At 67.9% G+C, this 18909-nt stretch carries 21 protein-coding genes and 1 tRNA gene; 14 read left to right on the top strand and 8 right to left on the bottom strand.

The annotated features are described in order from the left end of the window. Nucleotides 1-91: 91 nt before the first annotated feature. On the bottom strand, nt 92-922 hold the full coding sequence (locus NL126_RS13845; RefSeq protein ID WP_255195469.1) for a TatD family hydrolase: 831 nt from the start codon (nt 920-922) through the stop codon (nt 92-94). A gap of 61 nt (nt 923-983) precedes the next feature. Further along, nucleotides 984-1436: an NYN domain-containing protein gene (locus tag NL126_RS13850; protein WP_255195470.1), complete on the bottom strand. Its 453-nt coding sequence runs from the start codon at nt 1434-1436 to the stop codon at nt 984-986. Between the two features lie 149 nt (nt 1437-1585). Between NL126_RS13850 and NL126_RS13855 the strand changes: the two genes are divergently transcribed. The 5 genes from NL126_RS13855 (at nt 1586) to gcvH (ending at nt 4512) form a co-directional block, all read left to right on the top strand. Next, nucleotides 1586-1774 (top strand): hypothetical protein, encoded by a 189-nt coding sequence (locus NL126_RS13855; RefSeq protein ID WP_255195471.1) that lies wholly within the window; start codon nt 1586-1588, stop codon nt 1772-1774. 86 nt (nt 1775-1860) lie between these two features. Beyond that, nucleotides 1861-2262 carry a DUF7344 domain-containing protein gene (locus NL126_RS13860; RefSeq protein WP_255195472.1) on the top strand — a complete coding sequence of 134 codons (402 nt, stop codon included), beginning with the start codon at nt 1861-1863 and terminating at the stop codon, nt 2260-2262. A 5-nt stretch (nt 2263-2267) separates the two neighbouring features. After that, nucleotides 2268-2987 carry a DICT sensory domain-containing protein gene (locus NL126_RS13865; protein ID WP_255195473.1) on the top strand — a complete coding sequence of 240 codons (720 nt, stop codon included), beginning with the start codon at nt 2268-2270 and terminating at the stop codon, nt 2985-2987. Nucleotides 2988-3019: 32 nt separating this feature from the next. After that, nucleotides 3020-4132: a glycine cleavage system aminomethyltransferase GcvT gene (gene gcvT / locus NL126_RS13870; RefSeq protein ID WP_255195474.1), complete on the top strand. Its 1113-nt coding sequence runs from the start codon at nt 3020-3022 to the stop codon at nt 4130-4132. Then, nucleotides 4129-4512 (top strand): glycine cleavage system protein GcvH, encoded by a 384-nt coding sequence (gcvH, locus tag NL126_RS13875; protein WP_255195475.1) that lies wholly within the window; start codon nt 4129-4131, stop codon nt 4510-4512. Before gcvT ends, gcvH begins: the two co-directional genes overlap by 4 nt. A 132-nt stretch (nt 4513-4644) precedes the next feature. Here gcvH and NL126_RS13880 read toward each other — a convergent pair whose 3' ends face one another. Then, nucleotides 4645-6135: a sensor histidine kinase gene (locus NL126_RS13880; RefSeq protein ID WP_255195476.1), complete on the bottom strand. Its 1491-nt coding sequence runs from the start codon at nt 6133-6135 to the stop codon at nt 4645-4647. Between the two features lie 199 nt (nt 6136-6334). On the opposite strand from NL126_RS13880, the gene gcvPA reads away from it, so the two are divergent. Further along, nucleotides 6335-7666 (top strand): aminomethyl-transferring glycine dehydrogenase subunit GcvPA, encoded by a 1332-nt coding sequence (gcvPA, locus tag NL126_RS13885; RefSeq protein ID WP_255195477.1) that lies wholly within the window; start codon nt 6335-6337, stop codon nt 7664-7666. Nucleotides 7667-7736: 70 nt separating this feature from the next. Then, nucleotides 7737-9155: an aminomethyl-transferring glycine dehydrogenase subunit GcvPB gene (gene gcvPB / locus NL126_RS13890; RefSeq protein ID WP_255195478.1), complete on the top strand. Its 1419-nt coding sequence runs from the start codon at nt 7737-7739 to the stop codon at nt 9153-9155. A gap of 70 nt (nt 9156-9225) precedes the next feature. Here gcvPB and NL126_RS13895 read toward each other — a convergent pair whose 3' ends face one another. Then, a complete protein-coding gene (locus NL126_RS13895) occupies nt 9226-9405 on the bottom strand; it encodes a DUF7837 family putative zinc-binding protein (RefSeq protein WP_255195479.1) in 180 nt (59 codons plus the stop codon). Nucleotides 9406-9723: 318 nt separating this feature from the next. Next, the gene (locus NL126_RS13900) at nt 9724-9906 is read right to left on the bottom strand and encodes a DUF7838 family putative zinc beta-ribbon protein (RefSeq protein ID WP_255195480.1); all 183 of its coding nucleotides are present in this window, start codon (nt 9904-9906) and stop codon (nt 9724-9726) included. A 76-nt stretch (nt 9907-9982) separates the two neighbouring features. On the opposite strand from NL126_RS13900, the gene NL126_RS13905 reads away from it, so the two are divergent. The 3 genes from NL126_RS13905 (at nt 9983) to NL126_RS13915 (ending at nt 13926) form a co-directional block, all read left to right on the top strand. Beyond that, nucleotides 9983-10570 (top strand): GNAT family N-acetyltransferase, encoded by a 588-nt coding sequence (locus NL126_RS13905; RefSeq protein ID WP_255195481.1) that lies wholly within the window; start codon nt 9983-9985, stop codon nt 10568-10570. Between the two features lie 90 nt (nt 10571-10660). Beyond that, entirely contained in the window at nt 10661-12706 is a 2046-nt protein-coding gene (gene fdhF, locus NL126_RS13910; RefSeq protein WP_255195482.1) for a formate dehydrogenase subunit alpha, read from the top strand. A gap of 65 nt (nt 12707-12771) precedes the next feature. Then, nucleotides 12772-13926, top strand: coding sequence for a thiolase family protein (locus NL126_RS13915; protein WP_255195483.1), 1155 nt, complete (start codon nt 12772-12774; stop codon nt 13924-13926). On the opposite strand, the gene NL126_RS13920 is transcribed toward NL126_RS13915, so the two are convergent. Then, nucleotides 13907-14443, bottom strand: a complete 537-nt coding sequence (locus NL126_RS13920) for a hypothetical protein (protein WP_255195484.1) — start codon at nt 14441-14443, stop codon at nt 13907-13909. The genes NL126_RS13915 and NL126_RS13920 overlap by 20 nt on opposite strands. Before the next feature lie 78 nt (nt 14444-14521). Between NL126_RS13920 and NL126_RS13925 the strand changes: the two genes are divergently transcribed. Then, nucleotides 14522-15058 carry a cob(I)yrinic acid a,c-diamide adenosyltransferase gene (locus tag NL126_RS13925; protein WP_255195485.1) on the top strand — a complete coding sequence of 179 codons (537 nt, stop codon included), beginning with the start codon at nt 14522-14524 and terminating at the stop codon, nt 15056-15058. 15 nt (nt 15059-15073) lie between these two features. Here NL126_RS13925 and NL126_RS13930 read toward each other — a convergent pair whose 3' ends face one another. After that, complete coding sequence (locus NL126_RS13930; RefSeq protein WP_255195486.1) at nt 15074-15949, bottom strand: NmrA/HSCARG family protein; 876 nt, start codon at nt 15947-15949, stop codon at nt 15074-15076. Nucleotides 15950-16265: 316 nt separating this feature from the next. On the opposite strand from NL126_RS13930, the gene NL126_RS13935 reads away from it, so the two are divergent. From NL126_RS13935 to NL126_RS13945, 3 genes are all read left to right on the top strand, one after another. Further along, nucleotides 16266-16526 (top strand): DUF7553 family protein, encoded by a 261-nt coding sequence (locus tag NL126_RS13935; protein ID WP_255195487.1) that lies wholly within the window; start codon nt 16266-16268, stop codon nt 16524-16526. 35 nt (nt 16527-16561) lie between these two features. Then, nucleotides 16562-16636: transfer RNA gene (locus NL126_RS13940), tRNA-Val, on the top strand. A 272-nt stretch (nt 16637-16908) separates the two neighbouring features. Then, nucleotides 16909-17550 carry a DUF7504 family protein gene (locus NL126_RS13945; RefSeq protein WP_255195488.1) on the top strand — a complete coding sequence of 214 codons (642 nt, stop codon included), beginning with the start codon at nt 16909-16911 and terminating at the stop codon, nt 17548-17550. On the opposite strand, the gene NL126_RS13950 is transcribed toward NL126_RS13945, so the two are convergent. After that, nucleotides 17541-18878 (bottom strand): cytochrome P450, encoded by a 1338-nt coding sequence (locus tag NL126_RS13950; protein ID WP_255195489.1) that lies wholly within the window; start codon nt 18876-18878, stop codon nt 17541-17543. The genes NL126_RS13945 and NL126_RS13950 overlap by 10 nt on opposite strands. Between the last annotated feature and the right edge of the window lie 31 nt (nt 18879-18909).

The raw sequence follows: 18909 nt of genomic DNA on the forward strand, positions 1-18909 counted from the left end.
GATACTGTGCACGTTCGGTGGAATTTTGGCGAGAAAGTAGTCGTTCGTCAACAGGTGGTGGTCGGATACTGTCCTGCTGGCGTCGACCTGGTCACTCCAGCGTGGCTTCGGTGTCGATGCCGTACACCCGCGCGGGGGTCTCGACGTGAGCGCGCTCGAGCGCCTCGTCGTACCCCTCCTCGCGGAGCCACCGAACCCGTCGGGGGACGGTCTTCGGACCGAGCACCGCACCCGGTCGGTCTGGGTCGTCGATGAAGTCCGTCTCCATCATGAACGGCTCACCCGACTCGGCGGCCGCGAGCAGTTCGTCCTTGCGGGCGATGACGCTCGGGACCGGTCCCTCGACCGGTCCCGCCGAGTAGTGTTTCACCACCTGCTCGCGCGGGAGCCCCTCGGCTTCGGCCCACTCGGCAACGGTCGAGAAGTCGTCGCCGCCCTCGGTGTGGAGCTGGACCGCACAGCCCACTTCGGCACCGAGCGCGAACGCGTGGCGCATCACGTCGTTCGAGGCGTCCCACACCGCCTCGGAGACGTCGTAGTGCGGGCGGCCGGATTTGATGGCGAGCGCTGGACCGTCGGCGACGTACTCGGCGGCCACGTCCAGCCCCGCCTTCATCAGGTCGGCGGCCTCCTCGGGGGTGTACCCCCGGTCGACGAGTTTCGAGATCAGCGCTGGGTGGACCCCGAGGACGGGCCACGCGCGTCCGTCGAGCAGGGCGTCGGCCGCCTCGGTGACCTCGACGGTGAGGTCGAACGTCTCTCTGAACCCCGATTCGTCGTCGACTGCGCCGACGAGCGACCACGAGGGTTTGTTCAACACGAGCAGGTGGGTCCCGCCGACCTCGGCGAACTCCGCGGCCGCATCCGCACCGCGGCCGTTCACCGGGTCGAGGTGGAGGTGATCGTCGAGGACGGGTTGCATGGATGTGGAGAGCGGGCGCCGGGCCAAAACGCTACTGGAGGCGGTTCGTCGTCGGGCCGGCTCACTCCAGTGTGAGTTCGTCGTGTGCGGCGTTGCGCAGTGCGTCCGACCGCCCGTATTCGCCGGGCGCGAGCGCGACGGTCCGGACACCGCGCCGGTTCGCCACCTCCAGTGCCGGCTTGAAGTCGGTGTCGCGCGAGACGACGACGAGCGTGTCGATGTCGTCGTCGACGACTGTCTCGGTCACGTCGACGGCGAGCTTCACGTCCACGTCACCGCTCGTCACGACCACCTCGAACCCCCGTGCCTCGGCGGCGCGAATCAGCTCGGGGGGTGCGCCGTCGTCGAGGTAGAGCCGCTTGAGCGAGAGGCGCCCCTCCGATTCGGCGGCCTCGCGGATGTCGTCCAGGTCGACGTCGAACTCCTCGCGGAAGACGTTCGGCCCGTCGATGAAGACGCCGACCCGCGGCTCACGCTGGATTCCGCCCGTGAGCCCGCCGAAGAAGTTGCCCATAGGTCCCGTACCTCGGCCAGTCGGATAGCGGTGGCGGTGAGTATGTCCCATCGAATTCGGGTACAGTCGTCGCGTCCGGCGGCATCACCATCGGTCGGGGGTACGTGGCCCCCAGCCTTTTCCGTCGCTCGTGCGAACACGGAACCGCGATGTCCGACACGACCGGCGACCCCGAGACGGACGCCGACGAACAGGACACCCACGAGGCGCAACAGGCCCGTGAGGAAGCACTCGACGACGACCGGCAGGAGCCCGACACGGCCGACGAGAAACACCGCGAGGCCGTCGACCAGGAGAACAAAGACGACCACCGCGACGAACACCCCCACGAGACGTAGCGGGCGGTCGAGTACTCGGCTCGGAGTTAGTTTATCGTTCTCGTGGATGATGTTAAGTGCCCCCGTGAACATATTTCTAGGGATATATGACGTCCGAACGTTCCACGAGTCCGGGCGAGGTGGGGTCCCTCGACGGCGCGTTCAGGCTGCTCGCCGACGAGACTCGACGCCACCTCCTCTATCTCCTGCGTGAACACGGGAGGTTCCGTGTCGACGACCTCACCGACGTACTGACCGGCTGGCTCGCGCTCCAGCGCGACGACGGACGAGCGACGCCGACCGACCACACCCGCGTCCAGCTCGAGCTCTACCACGTCCACGTGCCGATGCTCGTCGACGCGGGCCTGCTCGAGTACGACGAGTCGGGCGACTCGCTGACGATTCGGTCCCTCCCGGTGGCAGTCGACCGACTGCTCGACGAGGCACTCGGGCTGGAGCCGCAGACGACCGCCGCCGCCGTCGCCGCCGCCGACCCGGGGTCGGGGTGACGGCCGTGTCGCTTCGTGAGATAATCGCGGCGGTCGAGTCGACACCGACTCACCTCCGAATCTGCTCCCCCGGCGAGTACCCGGACCTGCGCGACCGGTTCGGAACACGAAACGTCGTCGTCGAGCACACCAGGCTCCCCGGCGAGAACGAGGAGGGGTTCGTCATCGTCCGCAAGGGTGGGGAGTTCGTCGGCTCGGTCGAGCTCAGCGCGCTCCAGTCGCTCGCGAACCCCCGTACGGCCGGCCCGGGCTCGGCCGAACTCGGGGACGACGGCTTCGATGCGCTGCTGGACCTGCTCGACGACACCGTGTTCAGCTCCTTCGACCGGCGGCAGATGCTCGCGACGACCCGCGAAATCGAGGACCGGGCGTGGCGGCTCGGCCACGGCCGGCTGTACGCGGGTTTCCAGTCGCTGTCGGCGATGCAGGACCAGGTTGGGGTCTACGAGCAGCTGGCGACGAAACCGGGGCTCGAGATCGCGGTCTACGGCCAGCCGGACTGGGAACCGCCGAGCATCGAGGGGGTGACGGTCCACGCGACCGACGCCCCCGAAATCTCCCGGGTGTGGTTCGTCGTCTTCGAGGGGTCCGTCCGGCTCGACAGCTGTGCCCTGCTCGCCGAGGAGCGCGACCCCGGTCGGTTCTACGGGTTCTGGACGTACGACCCCGACCGCGTCGACGCCATTCTCGAGGAGATCGAGCGCGCCGACGCCGACGGAACCTAAGGGCTTTACTTACCGGGGGTGGAGGCGAGAGTATGGCCCTTCGGAAGCCGCCACTGCGCGAGGTTCACGCCGAGCGTGGGGCGAAGTTCACGGAGTTCGGCGGATGGGACATGCCCGTCGAGTTCGACTCCATCCGGGCCGAACACCAGGCGGTTCGGGAGGCAGCCGGCATCTTCGATGTCTCGCACATGAGCGAGATCGAGGTGTCGGGCCCCGACGCCGAGACCCTGATGGGGCGGCTCACGACCAACGACGTGACCGCACTCGACCCTGGCGAGGCACAGTACAGTGCCATCACCGACGAGCACGGCACCATCCTCGACGACACGGTCGTCTACCGGCTCCCCGAGGGGAGCGACGCGGACTACCTGTTCGTCCCGAACGCCGGCCACGGCGAGTGGATGCACGAGCGGTGGACCGACTACCGCGACGACCACGACCTCGACGCCGTCGTCGAGGACGCCACCGAAGAGTACGCGATGTTCGCGCTGCAGGGCCCCGACGCCCTGGCACTGGCGAGCAAGGTGGCCGACGAGGACCTCCGGTCGCTCACGCGGTTCTCGGCCCGGTGGGTCGACCTCGACGGCCCGGACGGGTCCGTCGAGACGCTCGTCGCCCGGACCGGTTACACCGGCGAGGACGGCGTCGAACTTCTGGTGCCGTGGCGGGCGGCCGAGACGGTCTGGGAGCAGTTCGTCCCCGAGGCCACCCCCTGTGGGCTCGGTGCGCGTGACACCCTCCGCATCGAGGCCGGCTTCCTCCTGTCGGGACAGGACTTCGACCACGAGTCGAACCCCCGGAACCCGTACGAGGCGGGCATCGGCTTCGTCGTCAAACTCGACACGGAGTTCGTGGGCCGTGACGCCCTCGAACAGGCGAGGGAGGAGGGGACCGACGAGCGGTTCGTCGGCTTCAAGCTCACCGAGCGAGGCGTCCCGCGACACGGCTACGACATCGTGAACACGGAGAACCGCGTCATCGGCGAGGTCACCTCGGGCACGATGAGCCCGACGCTCGGCCAGCCCGTCGGGATGGGCTACCTTCCGACCGACTACGCCGACCCGGGGACGACGGTGCGCGTCGTCGTCCGCGGCCAGCAGAAGAAAGCGCGCATCCAACCCCTGCCCTTCTACGAACGACAATGAGCTTCGACGTACCAACGGACCGACGGTATCTGGAATCACACGAGTGGGCACACGAACAGGACGGCACCGTCCGCGTGGGCATCACGGACTTCGCACAGGACGAACTCGGCGACGTGGTGTTCGTCGAACTCCCTGCCGAAGGCGACGTGCTCTCGAAGGACGAGCAGTTCGGCGTTATCGAGTCAATCAAGGCCGTCTCGGACCTCTACGCGCCCGTCTCGGGGACCGTGACCGCCGTGAACGCGCGGCTCGTCGACGAACCCGAACTCGTCAACGAGGACCCGTTCGGCGACGGCTGGATGCTCGAACTCGACCCCAGCGACGTGGACGAACTCGACGACCTGCTGTCGCCCGACGAGTACGAAACACAGATTTTCTGAGCGGGTGGCGCGACCGTAGTGAGCGCCACCGTACTGCGAGCGAGGAGTGAAACGACCCGGAAGCCGCGTTGCCGACCGCAGAGAGGCGACAATGTTGCGAACGGGGAGCAGCGCGACTCGTGAGCCGCCCGGCTAGAACCGGAACTCGAACCGCGCCCCGCCCGACTCGCTCTCCGTGACCGAGAGGTCCCAGCCGTGGACCTCGGCGACCTGCTGGACGATGGCGAGGCCGATGCCTGTCCCGTCGTTTCCGGAGAAGCCTTCCGAGAGGATGCGGTCGCGCTCGTCGACGGGGATGCCGATGCCGTCGTCGGCCACGTAGAAGCCGTCGTCGTCATCGAGCATCGCCACCGACACGACTACGTCGTCGCCGCCGTGTTCGACGGCGTTCCGAAACAGGTTCTCGAACAGCCGGGCGAGTCGGTCCGGGTCGGCGTGCGCGGTCGGGAGGAATCCCACCTCTAGCTCGGCGTCTCTGGTGTCGACCTGGTGCCACGATGCCTCGACGTGGTCGGTGAGCTTCACCGGCTCCGTCTCGATGTCCTCGTCACCCCCACGGGCGAGCGCGAGCACGTCTTCGATGATGGTCTCCATGCGGTCGAGCGACCGGAACGCCGGTTCGAGCTGTTCGGTGTCGCCGGTCTTCTCCGCGAGTTTCGCCCGGCCGCGGACGACGTTCAGGGGGTTCCGGAGGTCGTGGGCGACGACGCTGGCGAACGAGTCGAGCCGCTCGTTCTGTCGTTCGAGCTTCGCCTCACGTTCGATGCGGTCCATCGCGGCCGCTGCCGTCAGCGCGTACACCCCCGCGAGGTTGCGGGCCCGCTCGTCGAACCCCTGTGTGGCGCCGACGACGAGCAGGCCGTGGTCGCCGATGGGGACGGCGAACAGCGGCCCGACGTCGGGGAACTCGTCGCCGGTGATGGTGAGTGGGTCGCCGTGTTCGAAGGCGGCCATCGCCTCGCTGTCGGGCCAGAGCTGCTGGGGTGTCCAGTCGGCATCCGTCGAGGTCGTCTCGGCCGGGACCAGCCGGTCGCGCTCGGGTTCGTGGAGCCAGACCCCGGCGAACGGGCCGGGGAGGCCGACGCGCCCCTCCTCGACCAGTCGGCTCGCCACGGCCTCGATGTCCGGGGCGTCGAGCAGGCTCCGGGTCGTCTCGTTGAGGACGACGAACCGGCCTCGTTCCTCGGAGAGTCGGTCGATGGCCGTCTCCGCGCGGGCCGCGCGGGTCGCCGCTTGCCGCGCACGCGCGGACTTGACGCCGACGAGGAAGCCGGCGACAGCACCGCCGCCCGCCAGCGCTCCGAGCGTAGGTGCGTCGCCCGCGAGCGTCGGTATCGACCCGGTCGCGACGGTCACCCCGACGGTCCCGCCGCCGCCGATGAGCGTTCCGAGGAGCGTCCAGCCGAACGCTACCGGATAGGTGGCGGGTGAGACGTTCCCACCGAGGAGATAGCCGACGCCGAGGAACAGCAGGAGGCCGGTGGCGACGACGAGTCCGACGCGAAGCGGGTCACCGCCGAACGTGAGGTAGTGGTAGCCGCCGAGCCCCGCCAGTCCGGCGGCGATCGTCGACACGCCTGTGAGTGCGGCGGCGGCAGCCTGCTGACGTGTCGGGCCTCGCATTGGACTCCGATACAGGAGTCTCTCGTATAACCGTTCGTTCCGTTCGGAATCCTACACTGTGGATATTACACGAACGTGGGTACTATGGCTGAACTATACGCGAAAACAACCCACAGTCGTGTGTGGGAAACCGGGGGACTCAAGTTCCTCTCCTCGCACAAATCATCAAGTCCCGTCCATTCGGACGACCTAGCCACATATGACAGACGACGGTAGTCCCTACACAGCCCACTCGGCGGCCGATACGGCGTCGATGCTCGACGCGGTCGGTGCCGAACGCGAGGAGGACCTCTTCGACATCCCCACGGACGTGCGGTTCGACGGCACGTTCGGTATCGACTCACGAACCGAACAGCAGGTGCGCAGCGAGGTGGGTGCGACGCTCGACCGCAACGACGACCTCGTCGAGTTCCTCGGCCGCGGCGCGTACGACCACTACGTCCCCTCGGTGGTCGACCACCTCGCGGACCGCTCGGAGTTCCTGACGAGCTACACGCAGTACCAGCCAGAGATCGCCCAGGGGTTCCTGCAGGCACTGTTCGAGTACCAGTCGATGCTCGTCGAGCTCACGGGGCTCCCCGTGGCGAACTGCTCGATGTACGACGCCGCGACCGCGCTCGGCGAGGCCGCGACGCTCGCCCAGCGGGTTCGTGCCACCTCGGGCACCCGCATCCTCGTCCCCGAACTGCTCCACGAGGGCCGCCGCGGCGTCCTCGAGAACTACGTCGCCGGCAGCGACCTCACGGTCGAGTCGTACCCGATGGCCGACGCGAACGCCGACCTCGACGGGCTCGCCGACCGCGTCGACGAGGACGTGGTGATGGTGTACGCTGAGAACCCCACCGTCCGGGGGACCATCGAGGAACGGCTCGCGGATATCGGCGCGCTCGCCGAAGACCACGACGCGCTGTTCGTGCTGGGGTCGGACGTGCTCTCGCTCGCCCTCTTACAGGAGCCGGCGAGCGTCGGTGCGGACGTGGTCGTCGGCGACGCCAGCGCGCTCGGTATCGGGCACGCCTACGGCTTCGGCATCGGGCTGTTCGCCTGCCGCGACGACTACCTCCGGCAGGTTCCGGGCCGACTCGTCGGCGTCAGCGAGGACGCGACCGACCGACGCGCGTACACGCTCACCCTCCAGACGCGCGAACAGCACATCCGCCGGGAGCGGGCCACCTCCAACATCTGCTCGAACCAGGCGTGGGTCGCGCTCCGGGTCGCGATGCACGTCGCGTGGCTCGGCCCCGAGGGGCTGGTCGACCTCGCGAACGACTGTGTTCGGCTCGCCCGCGAGACCGCCGAGCGACTCGACGACATCGTGGGCGTGCAGGCGCCCGTTCACGACCGCCACCACCTCCGCGAGTTCGTCACGCACACCGACCAGCCCGCGGCCCCACTCGTCGAGGACCTCGCCGAAGAAGGGTTCGCCGTCCACGCCGTCGGCGAACACGAGATACAGGTCTGTGTGACCGAGACCACCGAGCCATCGCTGGACGGGTTCGTTGCCGCCTTCGAGGAGGTGGTCCACCGATGAGTCTCATTCGAACCACGGACCCCGCAGGGCCGACGTGCCGTCGCCCCGCTTGCTCCACGGGGTGGTCCGAATGAGATTCGACCAGGCGCGCTGGACCGACGACAGCGACGAGAAGTACGAGCCGCTGCTCTCGGAGAAGGGCAATCGCGAACTCGACGTCGACTCCGAACTCCCCGACGACCTCACGCGCGACACGCTCGAACTCCCCGAGGTCACGGAGCCGGAACTCGCCCGCCACTACACCCGGCTCTCGGAGATGAACTACGGGGTCGAGAGCGGGCCGTTCCCGCTCGGCTCCTGTACGATGAAGTACAACCCGAAGTTCACCGAGGACCTCGCGGCCCATCCGAAGGCGGCCGTCCACCCGGACCGCCTCGAATCGACTGCCCAGGGGAGCCTCGAGCTCATGTACGAGCTACAGGACTACCTCGGGCGCATCGGCGGGATGGACGCGGTGACGCTCCAGCCGCCCGCCGGGGCCGCGGGCGAGTTCACGGGGATTCTCGTGGCGAAGGCCTACCACGAGTCGCACGGCGACGACCGCAGCGAAATCGTCATCCCGGACTCCGCACACGGGACGAACTTCGCCACGGCGGCGCTCGCGGGCTACGACGTGGTGTCGCTCCCCTCCAACGAGGACGGCCGGGTCGACCTGGAGGCGCTGGAAGCCGCCCTGTCCGAGGAGACGGCGGCGCTGATGCTGACGAACCCGAACACGCTCGGGCTGTTCGAGCGCGACATCGTCGAGATCGCGGAGCTGGTCCACGACGTGGGCGGACTCCTGTATTACGACGGCGCGAACCTCAACGCACTGCTGGGGCGAGCGCGCCCCGGCGACATGGGGTTCGACATCATGCACTACAACGTCCACAAGACGTTCGCGACGCCGCATGGGGGTGGCGGCCCGGGCGCGGGCCCGGTCGGGGTCGTCGAGGAGCTCGCCGAGTTCCTGCCGGACCCCCACGTCCGTGCGAGCGACGGCGGGTACGAGTTCTACACGCCCGAGCAGTCCGTCGGGAAGGTCCACGGCTACTACGGCAACTGGTCGGTGCTCGTGAAGGCCCACGCGTACATCGCCCGACTGGGTGACGCGGGGCTCGCCGACGCGAGCGCGAAGGCCGTGTTGAACGCGAACTACCTCGCCTCGCAGGTCGACTACGAGATCCCGTTCGGCCCGTTCCACCACGAGTTCGTCGCGAGCGCCGGCGAGCAGGACGCCGCGGACGTGGCGAAGCGGATGCTCGATTACGGGGTGCATCCCCCGACGACGAAGTGGCCGGAAATCGTGAGCGAGGCGCTGATGACCGAGCCGACCGAGATCGAGAGCAAGCGGACGCTCGACCAGCTCGCGGCGGCGTTCAACGCCGCGCGGGCCGACGACGACGCGACGCTCGAAGCGGCACCCGAGCGGACGGCCGCCGGACGCATCGACCAGGCGTCTGCCGCGCGGAACCCGCGGCTCTCCTGGCACGCGCTCGACGACGAGTAGCGCCCGCGAGAAACGATCCGGCAGAGTCGGCTCCCCCCGAAGCCGTATCCGAGCCCTCTGGAGGGTCGCACTACTCCTTGTTCGACTTCTCCGGCAAGGGCGCGTCCGTCGGAGCGACGATGTCTCCACACGCCGGACACTCGGCGAACGTCGTCCGCTCGGTCGACCCGAAGACGGCCAACAGCTGGCTGGCCGGAACCGGTGATTCACACAGCGGGCAGGTACCGAGGTCGGACGACTCGTTGGTCATGTTTCAACCCTCCGAATAGTGCCATGTGAACAAGTGACATTGTATTGCTTCGGCTACCTGTCCGGTAGGTGCCGTATACCTGCACGAACGGGCTGTTTTCCAGCTGATTCTGTGTGCAGGAGGGCCCGGCTCAGCGACGATTTGCTATCGTACTATACCATTTATCATTCGCACGCGAGACAGCGTACTGGCCGGGACGTGTGGGGGGACAGGGAAGAAACAGGGACTGCGCACCTGGTTGGGCGTTCGGGCGTCGTCACTCCGGCGGCATTCGAGCGTCGTCACTCCGGGTGTGAGCGTGCCGAGAAAGGGGCTCGATTACGCGCTCGTGTCGACGGCGGCACCGGTGTCGACGTTGCCGTCGATGCGGACGAAGCCGTAGTCGCAGTCGGGGCAGTGCCACTTCACCTTCTCTCCGAGGTGCATGGTGGTCGAGGCCGCACGGTAGAACACCTTCGACTCGCCACAGTTCGGGCAGTCGTGTTCGAGTTCCAGGCTCATGCTCCTGCATACTAGCTGGCGTGGATTGAAGCTACTGGTTCGCCGCGGGTTTATGCTCCGTCGACGTAGCGGTGGTATGTTACGCCTCGCGACCACCGACAACGCGGCGGCCATCCGCGACATCTACGCACCGTACGTCCGGGAGACGAGCATCACCTTCGAGGAGTCGGTGCCGACCGAATCGGAGATCCGCGACCGGATCGACGCGAAGCGACCGACGTTCCCGTGGTTCGTCTGCGAGCTCGACGATAGCGTGGTCGGCTACGCGTACGCGGGGGAACTCCGGTCGCGGGCGGCCTACCGCTGGGTGGTCGAAACCTCGGTGTACGTCGACGAATCTGCGGAAGGGCGGGGGGTGGGGCGGGCACTCTACTCCGTGCTTCTCGCCTGCCTCGAACGACAGGGGTTCGCCGACGCGTACGCAGTCATCACCGTCCCGAACCCCCGGAGTATCGACTTCCACGACCGGATGGGGTTCGAGCGGGCGACTCGGTTCCCCGAGATGGGCTACAAACAGGGGGCCTGGTACGACGTCGAGTGGTGGCGTCGGTCGCTCGCCGAGCGCCGGTCGCCGCCCGCAGCCCCTCGGGCTGTCGACGAGGTTCGAGGCGACGACTGGTGGGCTAGCGCCATCGAGCGCGCCGAATCCCGGCTCGACGGCTGATCGGCCCGTCCCGTCCGATAAATCACATGATGCGATACCGAATCGCGGGGTTGGGCTAGAGTGATTGTCCCCGGCGTCGAGGCGTGAGATATGTCCGAGCGCACGAACGAGCCACGGGAGAGCGTCTGTCCGTTCTGCGGCGTGGGGTGTGGGTTGACGTACGACGCCGAGCGCGGGAAAGGCGTGGGCTGGCGGGGTGCGGTCAACACCCGCGGCGAACTCTGTCCGAAGGGGGTCGCCGCCTTCGAACACGTCGACCACGCCGACCGGCTGAGGACGCCCCTGATCCGCGAGGACGGTGCGTTGCGCGAGGCGACGTGGGACGAGGCGCTCGACCGCATCGAGACCGCGTTCGGCGAGGCTATCGCTCGGCACGGCCCGGATGCGGCGTTCTTCTTCGCCTCCTCGAAGTGCACGAACGAGGCGAACTACGTCGTACAGAAGCTCGCGCGGGCGCTCGGGACGAACAACGTCGACAACTGCGCACGGCTCTGTCACGCCTCGACGGTGGCGGCGATGGCCGAGCGGTTCGGCGCGGGAGCGATGACGAACTCGCTGCGCGACCTCACCGAGGCCGACGTGTTCCTCGTCGCCGGGGCGAACCCCGCGGTGAACCACCCGGTGATCTTCCGGTCGTATCTGTTACCTGCGTTGAAAGCGGGCACCGAGTTGATTCACCTCGATCCGCGGGCGACCGCGACGACCGACGCCGCGACCCACCACCTCCCGGTGCGCCCAGGGTTCGACATCCCCCTGCTCAACGCGATGGCTGCCGTCGTGGTCGAGGAGGGGCTCGTTGACGAAGCGTTCGTCCGCGAGCGAACGACCGGGTTCGAGGCGCTACGTGCGTTCCTCGATGAGGTGGACGTGGATGCCGCAGCCGAGCAGACAGGCGTCGACGCCGAGACGCTTCGGACAGCCGCGCGCAGCTACGGTTCGGCCGACCGCGCGGCTATCTTCACGGGGATGGGCCTCTCGCAGCACCACTGCGGCACCGACAACGTCCACGCCCTGCTCAACCTCGCGTTGTTGACCGGCAACGTCGGGACGCGCGGAGCTGGCGTGAACCCACTTCGGGGACAGAACAACGTGCAGGGCGCCGGTGACGTGGGAGCGCTCCCCGACCGACTCCCGGGTGGGCGCATCGACGACCCGGCTACGCACGAACGCTGCGCGACGGAGTGGGGGTTCGACGTGCCCACGACCCCAGGGCTGACGGAGGTGGAGGCGACCCACCGCTTCGGTGAGGACGTGCGCGTGGCGTACGTGTTCGGGGAGAACCCAGCCGTCACCGAGCCGAACGTCTCTCGCGTGCGAGAGAAGTTGGCGAGTCTGGACTGTCTCGTCGTCCACGACGTGGTGCGCTCGGAGACGGTCGAGTTTGCGGACGTCGTCCTGCCGGGAGGCACGTGGGCGGAGACGGACGGGACGGTGACCAACACCGACCGACAGGTCCAGCGGATGCGGGCGATGGCCGACCCGCCCGGCGACGCCCGGCGCGACCTCGACGTACTGGGTGCAGTCGCCGAGCGACTCGTGGGCGAGGGATTTGCGTGCGACGGCCCCGAGGCAGTGTTCGAGGAGCTGACCCGAGTGTCCGCGACGTACGCCGGGATGAGCTACGACGGCATCGGGACCGGGAGCCAGCGGTGGCCGTTTCCCGAGGGTGCCACCGAGGGGACGGCCGTGCTCCACGAGGGCACGTTCGCTTCGGGGTCGACCACGGCGGACCTCCGCATCGTCGAGCACGTCGACCCGGTCGACCCCGTCGGCGACGACGAACTCGTGCTCACCACCGGTCGGATACTCGAACACTACAACAGCGGGGCGCTCACCCGCCGGTCGGGGACGCTCGTCCGGCTTCGGGGCACAGACGCGCTCCAGATACACCCGGGGGATGCGGCACGACGAGGTATCGAGGACGGCGACCGCGTCCGGGTGGCAAACGACCGGGGCATGGTCGAACTGGCGGCCGAGGTGACGCCGGGGGTCCGCTCAGGCACCGTCTTCTGCACGTTCCACTTCGCCGACCCGCTGGTGAACACGCTCACGGGCGACACGCTCGACCCGGTGGCGAAGATTCCCCCGTTCAAACACAGCGCGGTCCGGGTGACCGTCGCCGCCGCCGACAACTGACAGTCCGTTTTCCGTTTGTGCCAACCGGAAGGCAAAAGCCCCTCCTCGATAATTCGTGACACACTATGCAGGACGCGTACATCGTCGACGCCGTGCGCACGCCGTTCGGCAAGCGTGACGGCTCGTTCTCCGACACTCATCCGCAGGACCTCGCGGCCCAGCCGCTGCTCGCGTTGGAGGAGCGTAATGGCTTCGTCGGGAGCGAGGACATCGAGGACGTCATCTACGGCTGTGTGACACCGACGGACGAGCAGGCGAACAACATCGCGCGGCTCGCCCCGATGGTCGCCGGCTGGGGCGACGACGTGCCCGGCGTTCAGCTCGACCGGATGTGTGGGTCGGGCCAGCAGGCCATCAACTTCGCGGCGGGCCAGATTCGCAGCGGCTTCCACGACGTCATCGTCGCCGGCGGCGTCGAACACATGACCCGCGTTCCGATGGGCTCGGCAGGGAGTTCCATCACGGACACCTACTTCGAGCACTTCTCGGAGCTGACGACGCAGGGCGAGGGTGCCGAGCGCATCGCCGAGCAGTGGGGGTTCTCCCGCGACGACGTCGACGAACTCGCCGTCGAGTCGCAGTCGCGCTGTGGCGAGGCGTGGGAGGCCGGCAAGTACGACGACCAGGTCGTCCCCGTCGAGACGGAACTCGACGGCGAGACGGTCACCGTCGAGACGGACGAACACCCGCGGCCCGGCACGGACACGGAGACGCTGTCGAAGCTCCCGCTCGCGTTCCGCGGGCCGGACGACGGCGTCATCCACGCCGGCAACTCCTCGGGCATCGTCGACGGCTCGGCCGCGACGCTCATCGCCTCCGGCGAGGCGTGTGAGGAGCACGGCTGGGAGCCGATGGCCCGCATCGTCGACACGCACGTCGTCGGCGTCGATCCCCTGACGATGCTGACGGGGCCGATTCCGGCGACGAACGAGATCCTCGAACAGAACGACTTGACGGTCGACGACATCGACCGCTTCGAGGTGAACGAGGCGTTCGCCTCCGTCGTGACTGCGTGGCTCGAAGACACCGGTGCCGACTGGGAGAAGACGAACGTCTGGGGCGGCGCCATCGCCCACGGCCACCCGCTCGGTGCGACCGGCGCGGCGCTCATGGGCAAGCTCCCCTACCAGCTCGAGGAGTGCGACGGAAAGTACGGCCTCTCGACGATGTGTATCGGCTTCGGGCAGGGTATCGCGACCATCATCGAGCGCGTCGAGTAAGCCGCCGACCGACCGCTGTTCGTTCGAGCGCCACCGCGAGCGCGACCGGGAGGAGTACGACCGCCGCGAGGAACGCTGACCACGCGAGCCACGCCGCCGGCCCGGTGAGGAACGTGATGTTGTAGCGGTAGAACCCGCCGGGTGCGAGGAACACGAGAAACGAGAGGGCGAGCCCGACCGGGAGCCCGATGGCCGCGAGGAGCGCGGCTGCTTGGGGGGCGGTGCCCCGGCGGTCCAGCAGTCCGACGCCGAGCCCCAGCGGGAGACCCCACAGCACGAGCAACCCGACGAGCAGTTGGCCTGCGACGTCGAGGGCGAATCGGGCCGAGAGGACGAGAAGCCCGGCCCCGAGGAGGAGGCTCAGGGCGGCGGGAACGACGACCCACGCGGCGAGGGTGCGTCGCTGGGACCGGCCGAAGCGTCCCGCGGTCCAGACGGTGAAGGGGACGAGCGGTGAGAGCCCTAGCAACCCGAGGTAGACGAACAGGAGGAGGCCCGCAGTGACGTGGTCGCTCACGTCCACCGACAGGTTCGCCGCGCGGATGAAGCTTCCTCCGGGGCCGCCTATAAGGCGTGTCGGCTCTGAGTGTGTGACATGAAGATCTACACCGGTCGCGGTGACGAGGGGATGACCGACCTCCGTGACATGTCGCGGGTGTCGAAGACGAGTCCACGCATCGAGGCGTACGGCACCGTCGACGAGGTGAACTCGGCCATCGGCGTGCTCCGGCCGTCCGGATACGACGACGTGGATGCCGACCTCAAGCGCATCCAGAACCACCTCCACATCGTCCAGGCGGACCTCGCCACTCCAGATTCGGAGGACGAGGACACACCCCACATCGAATCGCGGCACGTCGACGAACTGGAGGCGATGATGGACGGCTACGACGAGGAGCTCGACCCGCTCGACCACTTCATCCTCCCCGGTGGGAGCGACGTCGGTGCAAAGCTCCACCAGGCGCGGGCGGTGTGCCGACGGGCCGAGCGCCGCACCGTCGACCTCGCGAAGGACGACCCCATCAACGCGGAGGTCGTCGCCTACCTCAACCGGCTGTCCGACGGGCTGTTCACGCTCGCACGCGTGGTGAACAAGCGCGACGGCGTCCCCGAAGAAGCGCCCGAGTACTGACGACTGGTTACTGACTCAGGCCGCGGGGGCGGTCGGCTGCCAGATGTCGCTCTCGGCGAGGAACTCCGCGAGCGTCGTGCAGTCGATACCGTACTCGCGGGCCTCGTCGGTCACGTGGTCGCCGTAGCCCTCGCGCTCGAACCAGGCGTACATGTCGGCCATCTCGTCGCCGGCGACCGTCCGGTACTCCGTGACGTCGAGCGAGTAGGGCGTGATCTCGGTGCCGAGTGCCTCGGAGAAGGCCGTCACCATCTCGGGGAGCGTCAGGTTGTCGCCCGCGAGGGTGATGGTCTCGCCGACGAACGTCTCGGGGTCGGCGAGCGCCATCGCGACGGTCTTGCCGATGTCGTCGGCGTCGAGGAGCGCGAGCGTCGTGTCCATGCGCAGCGGCATCGCGAGCTGGCCGCCCGCCAGTTCCTCGCGGTGCAGATACGCGAAGTTCTGCATGAAGTAGACGGGGCGGACGATGGTGTAGTCGAAGCCAAGTTTCTGGATGCGCTTCTCGACGCGGGCCTTCGACTCGAAGTGCTTCAGGCCCGCGGTGTCGGCGTCCCCGACCGACGAGTAGACGAATCGCTTGACGCTGGCGGCGTTGGCGGCGTCCGCCAGCGAGACGCCCTGGTCGGTCTCGGCGTCGGTGCCGCGTTCGTAGAACGTCGTCACGGCGAAGACGGCGTCCATCCCGTCACAGAGCGTTGTCATGCGGTCGATGTCGGTGAGGTCGCCCTCGACGACGGTGACCCCGCGTTCCGCGAGCGCCTGTGCCCGGTCGCCGTCGGCGTCGCGAGTCAGGCCGAACACCCGGTACTCGCCGTAATCACCCGAGAGGAGATGGTCGATGACGCTGCCGCCCTGGTTACCGGTCGCTCCGGCGACGAGTACTTTCATCATGATACCTGTGTCATGAGGGCGGGACGGAGCATAAACTGGCCATGACCTGTGCTGGCACACGCTCGAAAAGCCGGTCGGGACAGACCGGTGCCCACGGAGACCGGTCGACGCACGCGCAACCGCGTCCAGCGGGAACGACGGCGACTGCTCGCACGCGACCGTGGTTTTAGGCTGGCCTAAACCATAATCAATCTTTGGCTCCTGTCCTCGGCGGGATGGAATGAGAACCTGCTCGGTTTTCTCCCGACTGGATGCCCGAACGTGTGCCATTCGTGATAATGGTTTTATCTTCTGTCGACGTAGTGGCGTACTGAACATGAACAAACACTTCGAAGACTCGACGTACTACATGAAGCGCGCCGGTGAGACTGCGCGAGCTGGCGTCGCGGAGGAACTGGAGACCATCGAGGCTCGGATCCGCGAGATGACCGGCCGCGAGAAGGAGGTCGAACAGGGCCGACTCGACGAACTGAAGGCCGAACTGAAGGAGCTTCAGGAGCGCGCGGAGGGGGATGCCCGCGAGGCCATCGCCGAAGCCCGCGAGCGCCTGGAGGCGTACCGCGCCCAGGAAGCGTAGTGCTTAAGCGTGGGCCCGCGGTACGATTGTTCGCAGGGTCGGTGGTCTAGTCCGGTTATGACACCTCCTTCACACGGAGGAAGCCGGCGGTTCAAATCCGCCCCGACCCACTAACTCACTTCCTCTCGCTGCAGGAGCGCCCTGGCGTCCACCAACAGTGGCGACGCGGGTCCTGCCGTCGGGCGCTACCTGTCGTCTCACGACCGAAGCGGCTCGCCGTCCGGTTCGCGTGAACCTACGCATAGCAGCGATGTACCCCTTGGTGAGCCCGTGCAGTCGTGTCCACGTTCGGCAGCCGGAACCGGCACGTCTGACGGGTTTATCAGCCGATGAGAAGACGGCTCTGTGTTTATACCGTAGTCGTCCATAGAGTGGATAACGAATGAACTCGACGTGCGGTGAGACACAGGCCGGTGACGCTGGGACGCCACCGCTCCCCGACGAAGGGGGGAGCGTGCTGGTGTTAGCCCCGGCCATGGACTCTCGCGTGGACGAGTGCTGTGTGCGCCTCGCGTGTCCGGACGACCCGGTGGACGTGGACCTGCTCGCGGTGGCGCTCGACGGCGGGGTCGACGACGTGCTCGACCGCTGGACGCGGTACGCCGGGGCGACGCCTGGCCGGACGGCGGTCGTAACCGCGGGCGAGAGTGTCCGGGGTGCGGCAGCCGCCAGTTCGGAGGGCGTGTCGATGCTCGGCAGCGACGTCTCGCTCGCGTCGGTCTCCGACCCGGGCGACCTGACGGGCCTCGGCATCAAGATCAGCCAGTGTCTCTCCTCGTGGGAGGACGACGACAACGACCTGATGCTCTGTTTCGACTCGTTGACGACGCTGTTGCAGTTCACCGAACTGCGACAGGTGTTCCAGTTCGTCCACGTGCTGACCCAGCGTATCGAGTCCGCGGGGGCGCGTGCGCACTTCCACATGAACCAGCACGCGCACGACGAGCAGACGGTCGCGACGGTTCGGAGCCTGTTCGACCACGTCTACGAACTGGACGCCGACGGGGCCTGGCGTCAGCGGTAACGCGCGCGAAGCTCCATCTCGACGGGGTCGCGGGGATGCATCGTGAGCGACGGCCGGAGCTGGAGTGGGGCGTCGCTCGTCCGGTGGAGGTCGAACTGCTGGAGCAGCACCCCGAGGATGAGCCGCGCCTCCAGCAGCGAGAACTGCTTGCCGATGCAGATGCGTGGGCCGCCACCGAAGGGGAAGAAGGCGTAGTTCGGGCGCTCGCGGACGCGCTCGGGCGCCCAGCGGTCCGGATCGAACGTCTCGGGGTCGTCGTAGAAGCGGGGGTCACGGTGGACGACCCACTGTGGCAGCATCACGAGTGCGTCCTCGGGGACGCGGTAGCCGCCGAGCTTCACGTCCGTGCGGGGCTGGCGGAACATGACGTACACCGGTGGGTAGAGGCGCATCGCCTCGTTCAGCACGCGGGAGGCGAACGCCATCTCGTGCACGTCGCTCGCAGTCGGCGGCCGGCCATCGAGCAGGTCGTCGACCTCGCTCGTCAGGCGGTCGCGGGCGGCGGGGTTCTCGTCGAGGAGGTAGAGCGCGTAGGTGAGCGTCAGCGCCGTGGTGTCGTGACCCGCGAGCAGCATCGTCATCAGCTCGTCCCGAAGCACGCGGTCGTCGATCTCGTTCGCCGCCGTCGCCCGGAGCATGATGGCGAGGAGGTCCTGTGCGTCGTCGTCGACGCCCCCGTCGCGGCGCTCGGCGACGATGTCGTCGAGGACGTCCTCGAGCGTGCCGACCGCATCGTGGAACTCGCGGTTCTCGCGGGTCGGCACCCAGTTCGGCGTGAGGAACCGAACCGCGTCGGGCTCGAACCGGGCGCCGAGCGGTTCGAGCGCCGCCTGAATGCGCTCGGTGGTGTCGTCGTCGACGGTCGTCGCGAACATCGCGTCGACGATGATCTTCACGGTCAACTGCGCCATCTCCTCGCGGATGTCGACCACGTCGCCGTCGTCCCAGTCCGCGATGTGCGATCGGGTGTGCTCGACCATGCGGTCAGCGAGCGACGTAATGCGCCGGGGGTCGAACGCCGGCTGGGCGCGCTTTCGCTGCTGTCGCCAGAACTCGCCTTCCGAGAGCAGCAGTCCGTTGCCGAGCAGCTCCTGGACGGCGTCGTCGCCGAACACGGGCTTGCGGAACTGTTTCTCGCCGGCGACGAGCACCTCCTCGATGTCCTCGGGGTTCGTCAGCATGAACGTCTCGCGGTCCGCGAGCTGGAACCGCGCGACGCCGCCGTACGCCCGGCCCACGGCCGTCATGAACGTGAACGGGTCGCGGGCGTACTGGTGGGTGTTGCCGATGAACGGCGCGCCCTTCGGCCCCGGTGGATGGGCTCCCATGTGACACGAGAGGGCTCGCAGTCGGTAAAGC

The organism is Halorarius litoreus, assembly GCF_024362405.1.
Taxonomy (GTDB): domain Archaea; phylum Halobacteriota; class Halobacteria; order Halobacteriales; family Haloarculaceae; genus Halorarius; species Halorarius litoreus.

What these genes read in the sequence shown, in the direction of transcription:
- NL126_RS13855 (WP_255195471.1), top strand. Translation starts at nt 1,586, where the DNA reads ATGTCCGACACGACCGGCGACCCCGAGACGGACGCCGACGAACAGGAC.
- NL126_RS13905 (WP_255195481.1), top strand. Translation starts at nt 9,983, where the DNA reads ATGTTACGCCTCGCGACCACCGACAACGCGGCGGCCATCCGCGACATC.
- NL126_RS13915 (WP_255195483.1), top strand. Translation starts at nt 12,772, where the DNA reads ATGCAGGACGCGTACATCGTCGACGCCGTGCGCACGCCGTTCGGCAAG.
- NL126_RS13930 (WP_255195486.1), bottom strand. Translation starts at nt 15,949, where the DNA reads ATGATGAAAGTACTCGTCGCCGGAGCGACCGGTAACCAGGGCGGCAGC.
- gcvPB (WP_255195478.1), top strand. Translation starts at nt 7,737, where the DNA reads ATGAGATTCGACCAGGCGCGCTGGACCGACGACAGCGACGAGAAGTAC.
- NL126_RS13900 (WP_255195480.1), bottom strand. Translation starts at nt 9,906, where the DNA reads ATGAGCCTGGAACTCGAACACGACTGCCCGAACTGTGGCGAGTCGAAG.
- NL126_RS13945 (WP_255195488.1), top strand. Translation starts at nt 16,909, where the DNA reads ATGAACTCGACGTGCGGTGAGACACAGGCCGGTGACGCTGGGACGCCA.
- gcvPA (WP_255195477.1), top strand. Translation starts at nt 6,335, where the DNA reads ATGACAGACGACGGTAGTCCCTACACAGCCCACTCGGCGGCCGATACG.
- NL126_RS13950 (WP_255195489.1), bottom strand. Translation starts at nt 18,878, where the DNA reads ATGGGAGCCCATCCACCGGGGCCGAAGGGCGCGCCGTTCATCGGCAAC.
- NL126_RS13880 (WP_255195476.1), bottom strand. Translation starts at nt 6,135, where the DNA reads ATGCGAGGCCCGACACGTCAGCAGGCTGCCGCCGCCGCACTCACAGGC.
- NL126_RS13895 (WP_255195479.1), bottom strand. Translation starts at nt 9,405, where the DNA reads ATGACCAACGAGTCGTCCGACCTCGGTACCTGCCCGCTGTGTGAATCA.
- fdhF (WP_255195482.1), top strand. Translation starts at nt 10,661, where the DNA reads ATGTCCGAGCGCACGAACGAGCCACGGGAGAGCGTCTGTCCGTTCTGC.
- NL126_RS13860 (WP_255195472.1), top strand. Translation starts at nt 1,861, where the DNA reads ATGACGTCCGAACGTTCCACGAGTCCGGGCGAGGTGGGGTCCCTCGAC.
- gcvT (WP_255195474.1), top strand. Translation starts at nt 3,020, where the DNA reads ATGGCCCTTCGGAAGCCGCCACTGCGCGAGGTTCACGCCGAGCGTGGG.
- NL126_RS13845 (WP_255195469.1), bottom strand. Translation starts at nt 922, where the DNA reads ATGCAACCCGTCCTCGACGATCACCTCCACCTCGACCCGGTGAACGGC.
- NL126_RS13935 (WP_255195487.1), top strand. Translation starts at nt 16,266, where the DNA reads ATGAACAAACACTTCGAAGACTCGACGTACTACATGAAGCGCGCCGGT.
- gcvH (WP_255195475.1), top strand. Translation starts at nt 4,129, where the DNA reads ATGAGCTTCGACGTACCAACGGACCGACGGTATCTGGAATCACACGAG.
- NL126_RS13925 (WP_255195485.1), top strand. Translation starts at nt 14,522, where the DNA reads ATGAAGATCTACACCGGTCGCGGTGACGAGGGGATGACCGACCTCCGT.
- NL126_RS13850 (WP_255195470.1), bottom strand. Translation starts at nt 1,436, where the DNA reads ATGGGCAACTTCTTCGGCGGGCTCACGGGCGGAATCCAGCGTGAGCCG.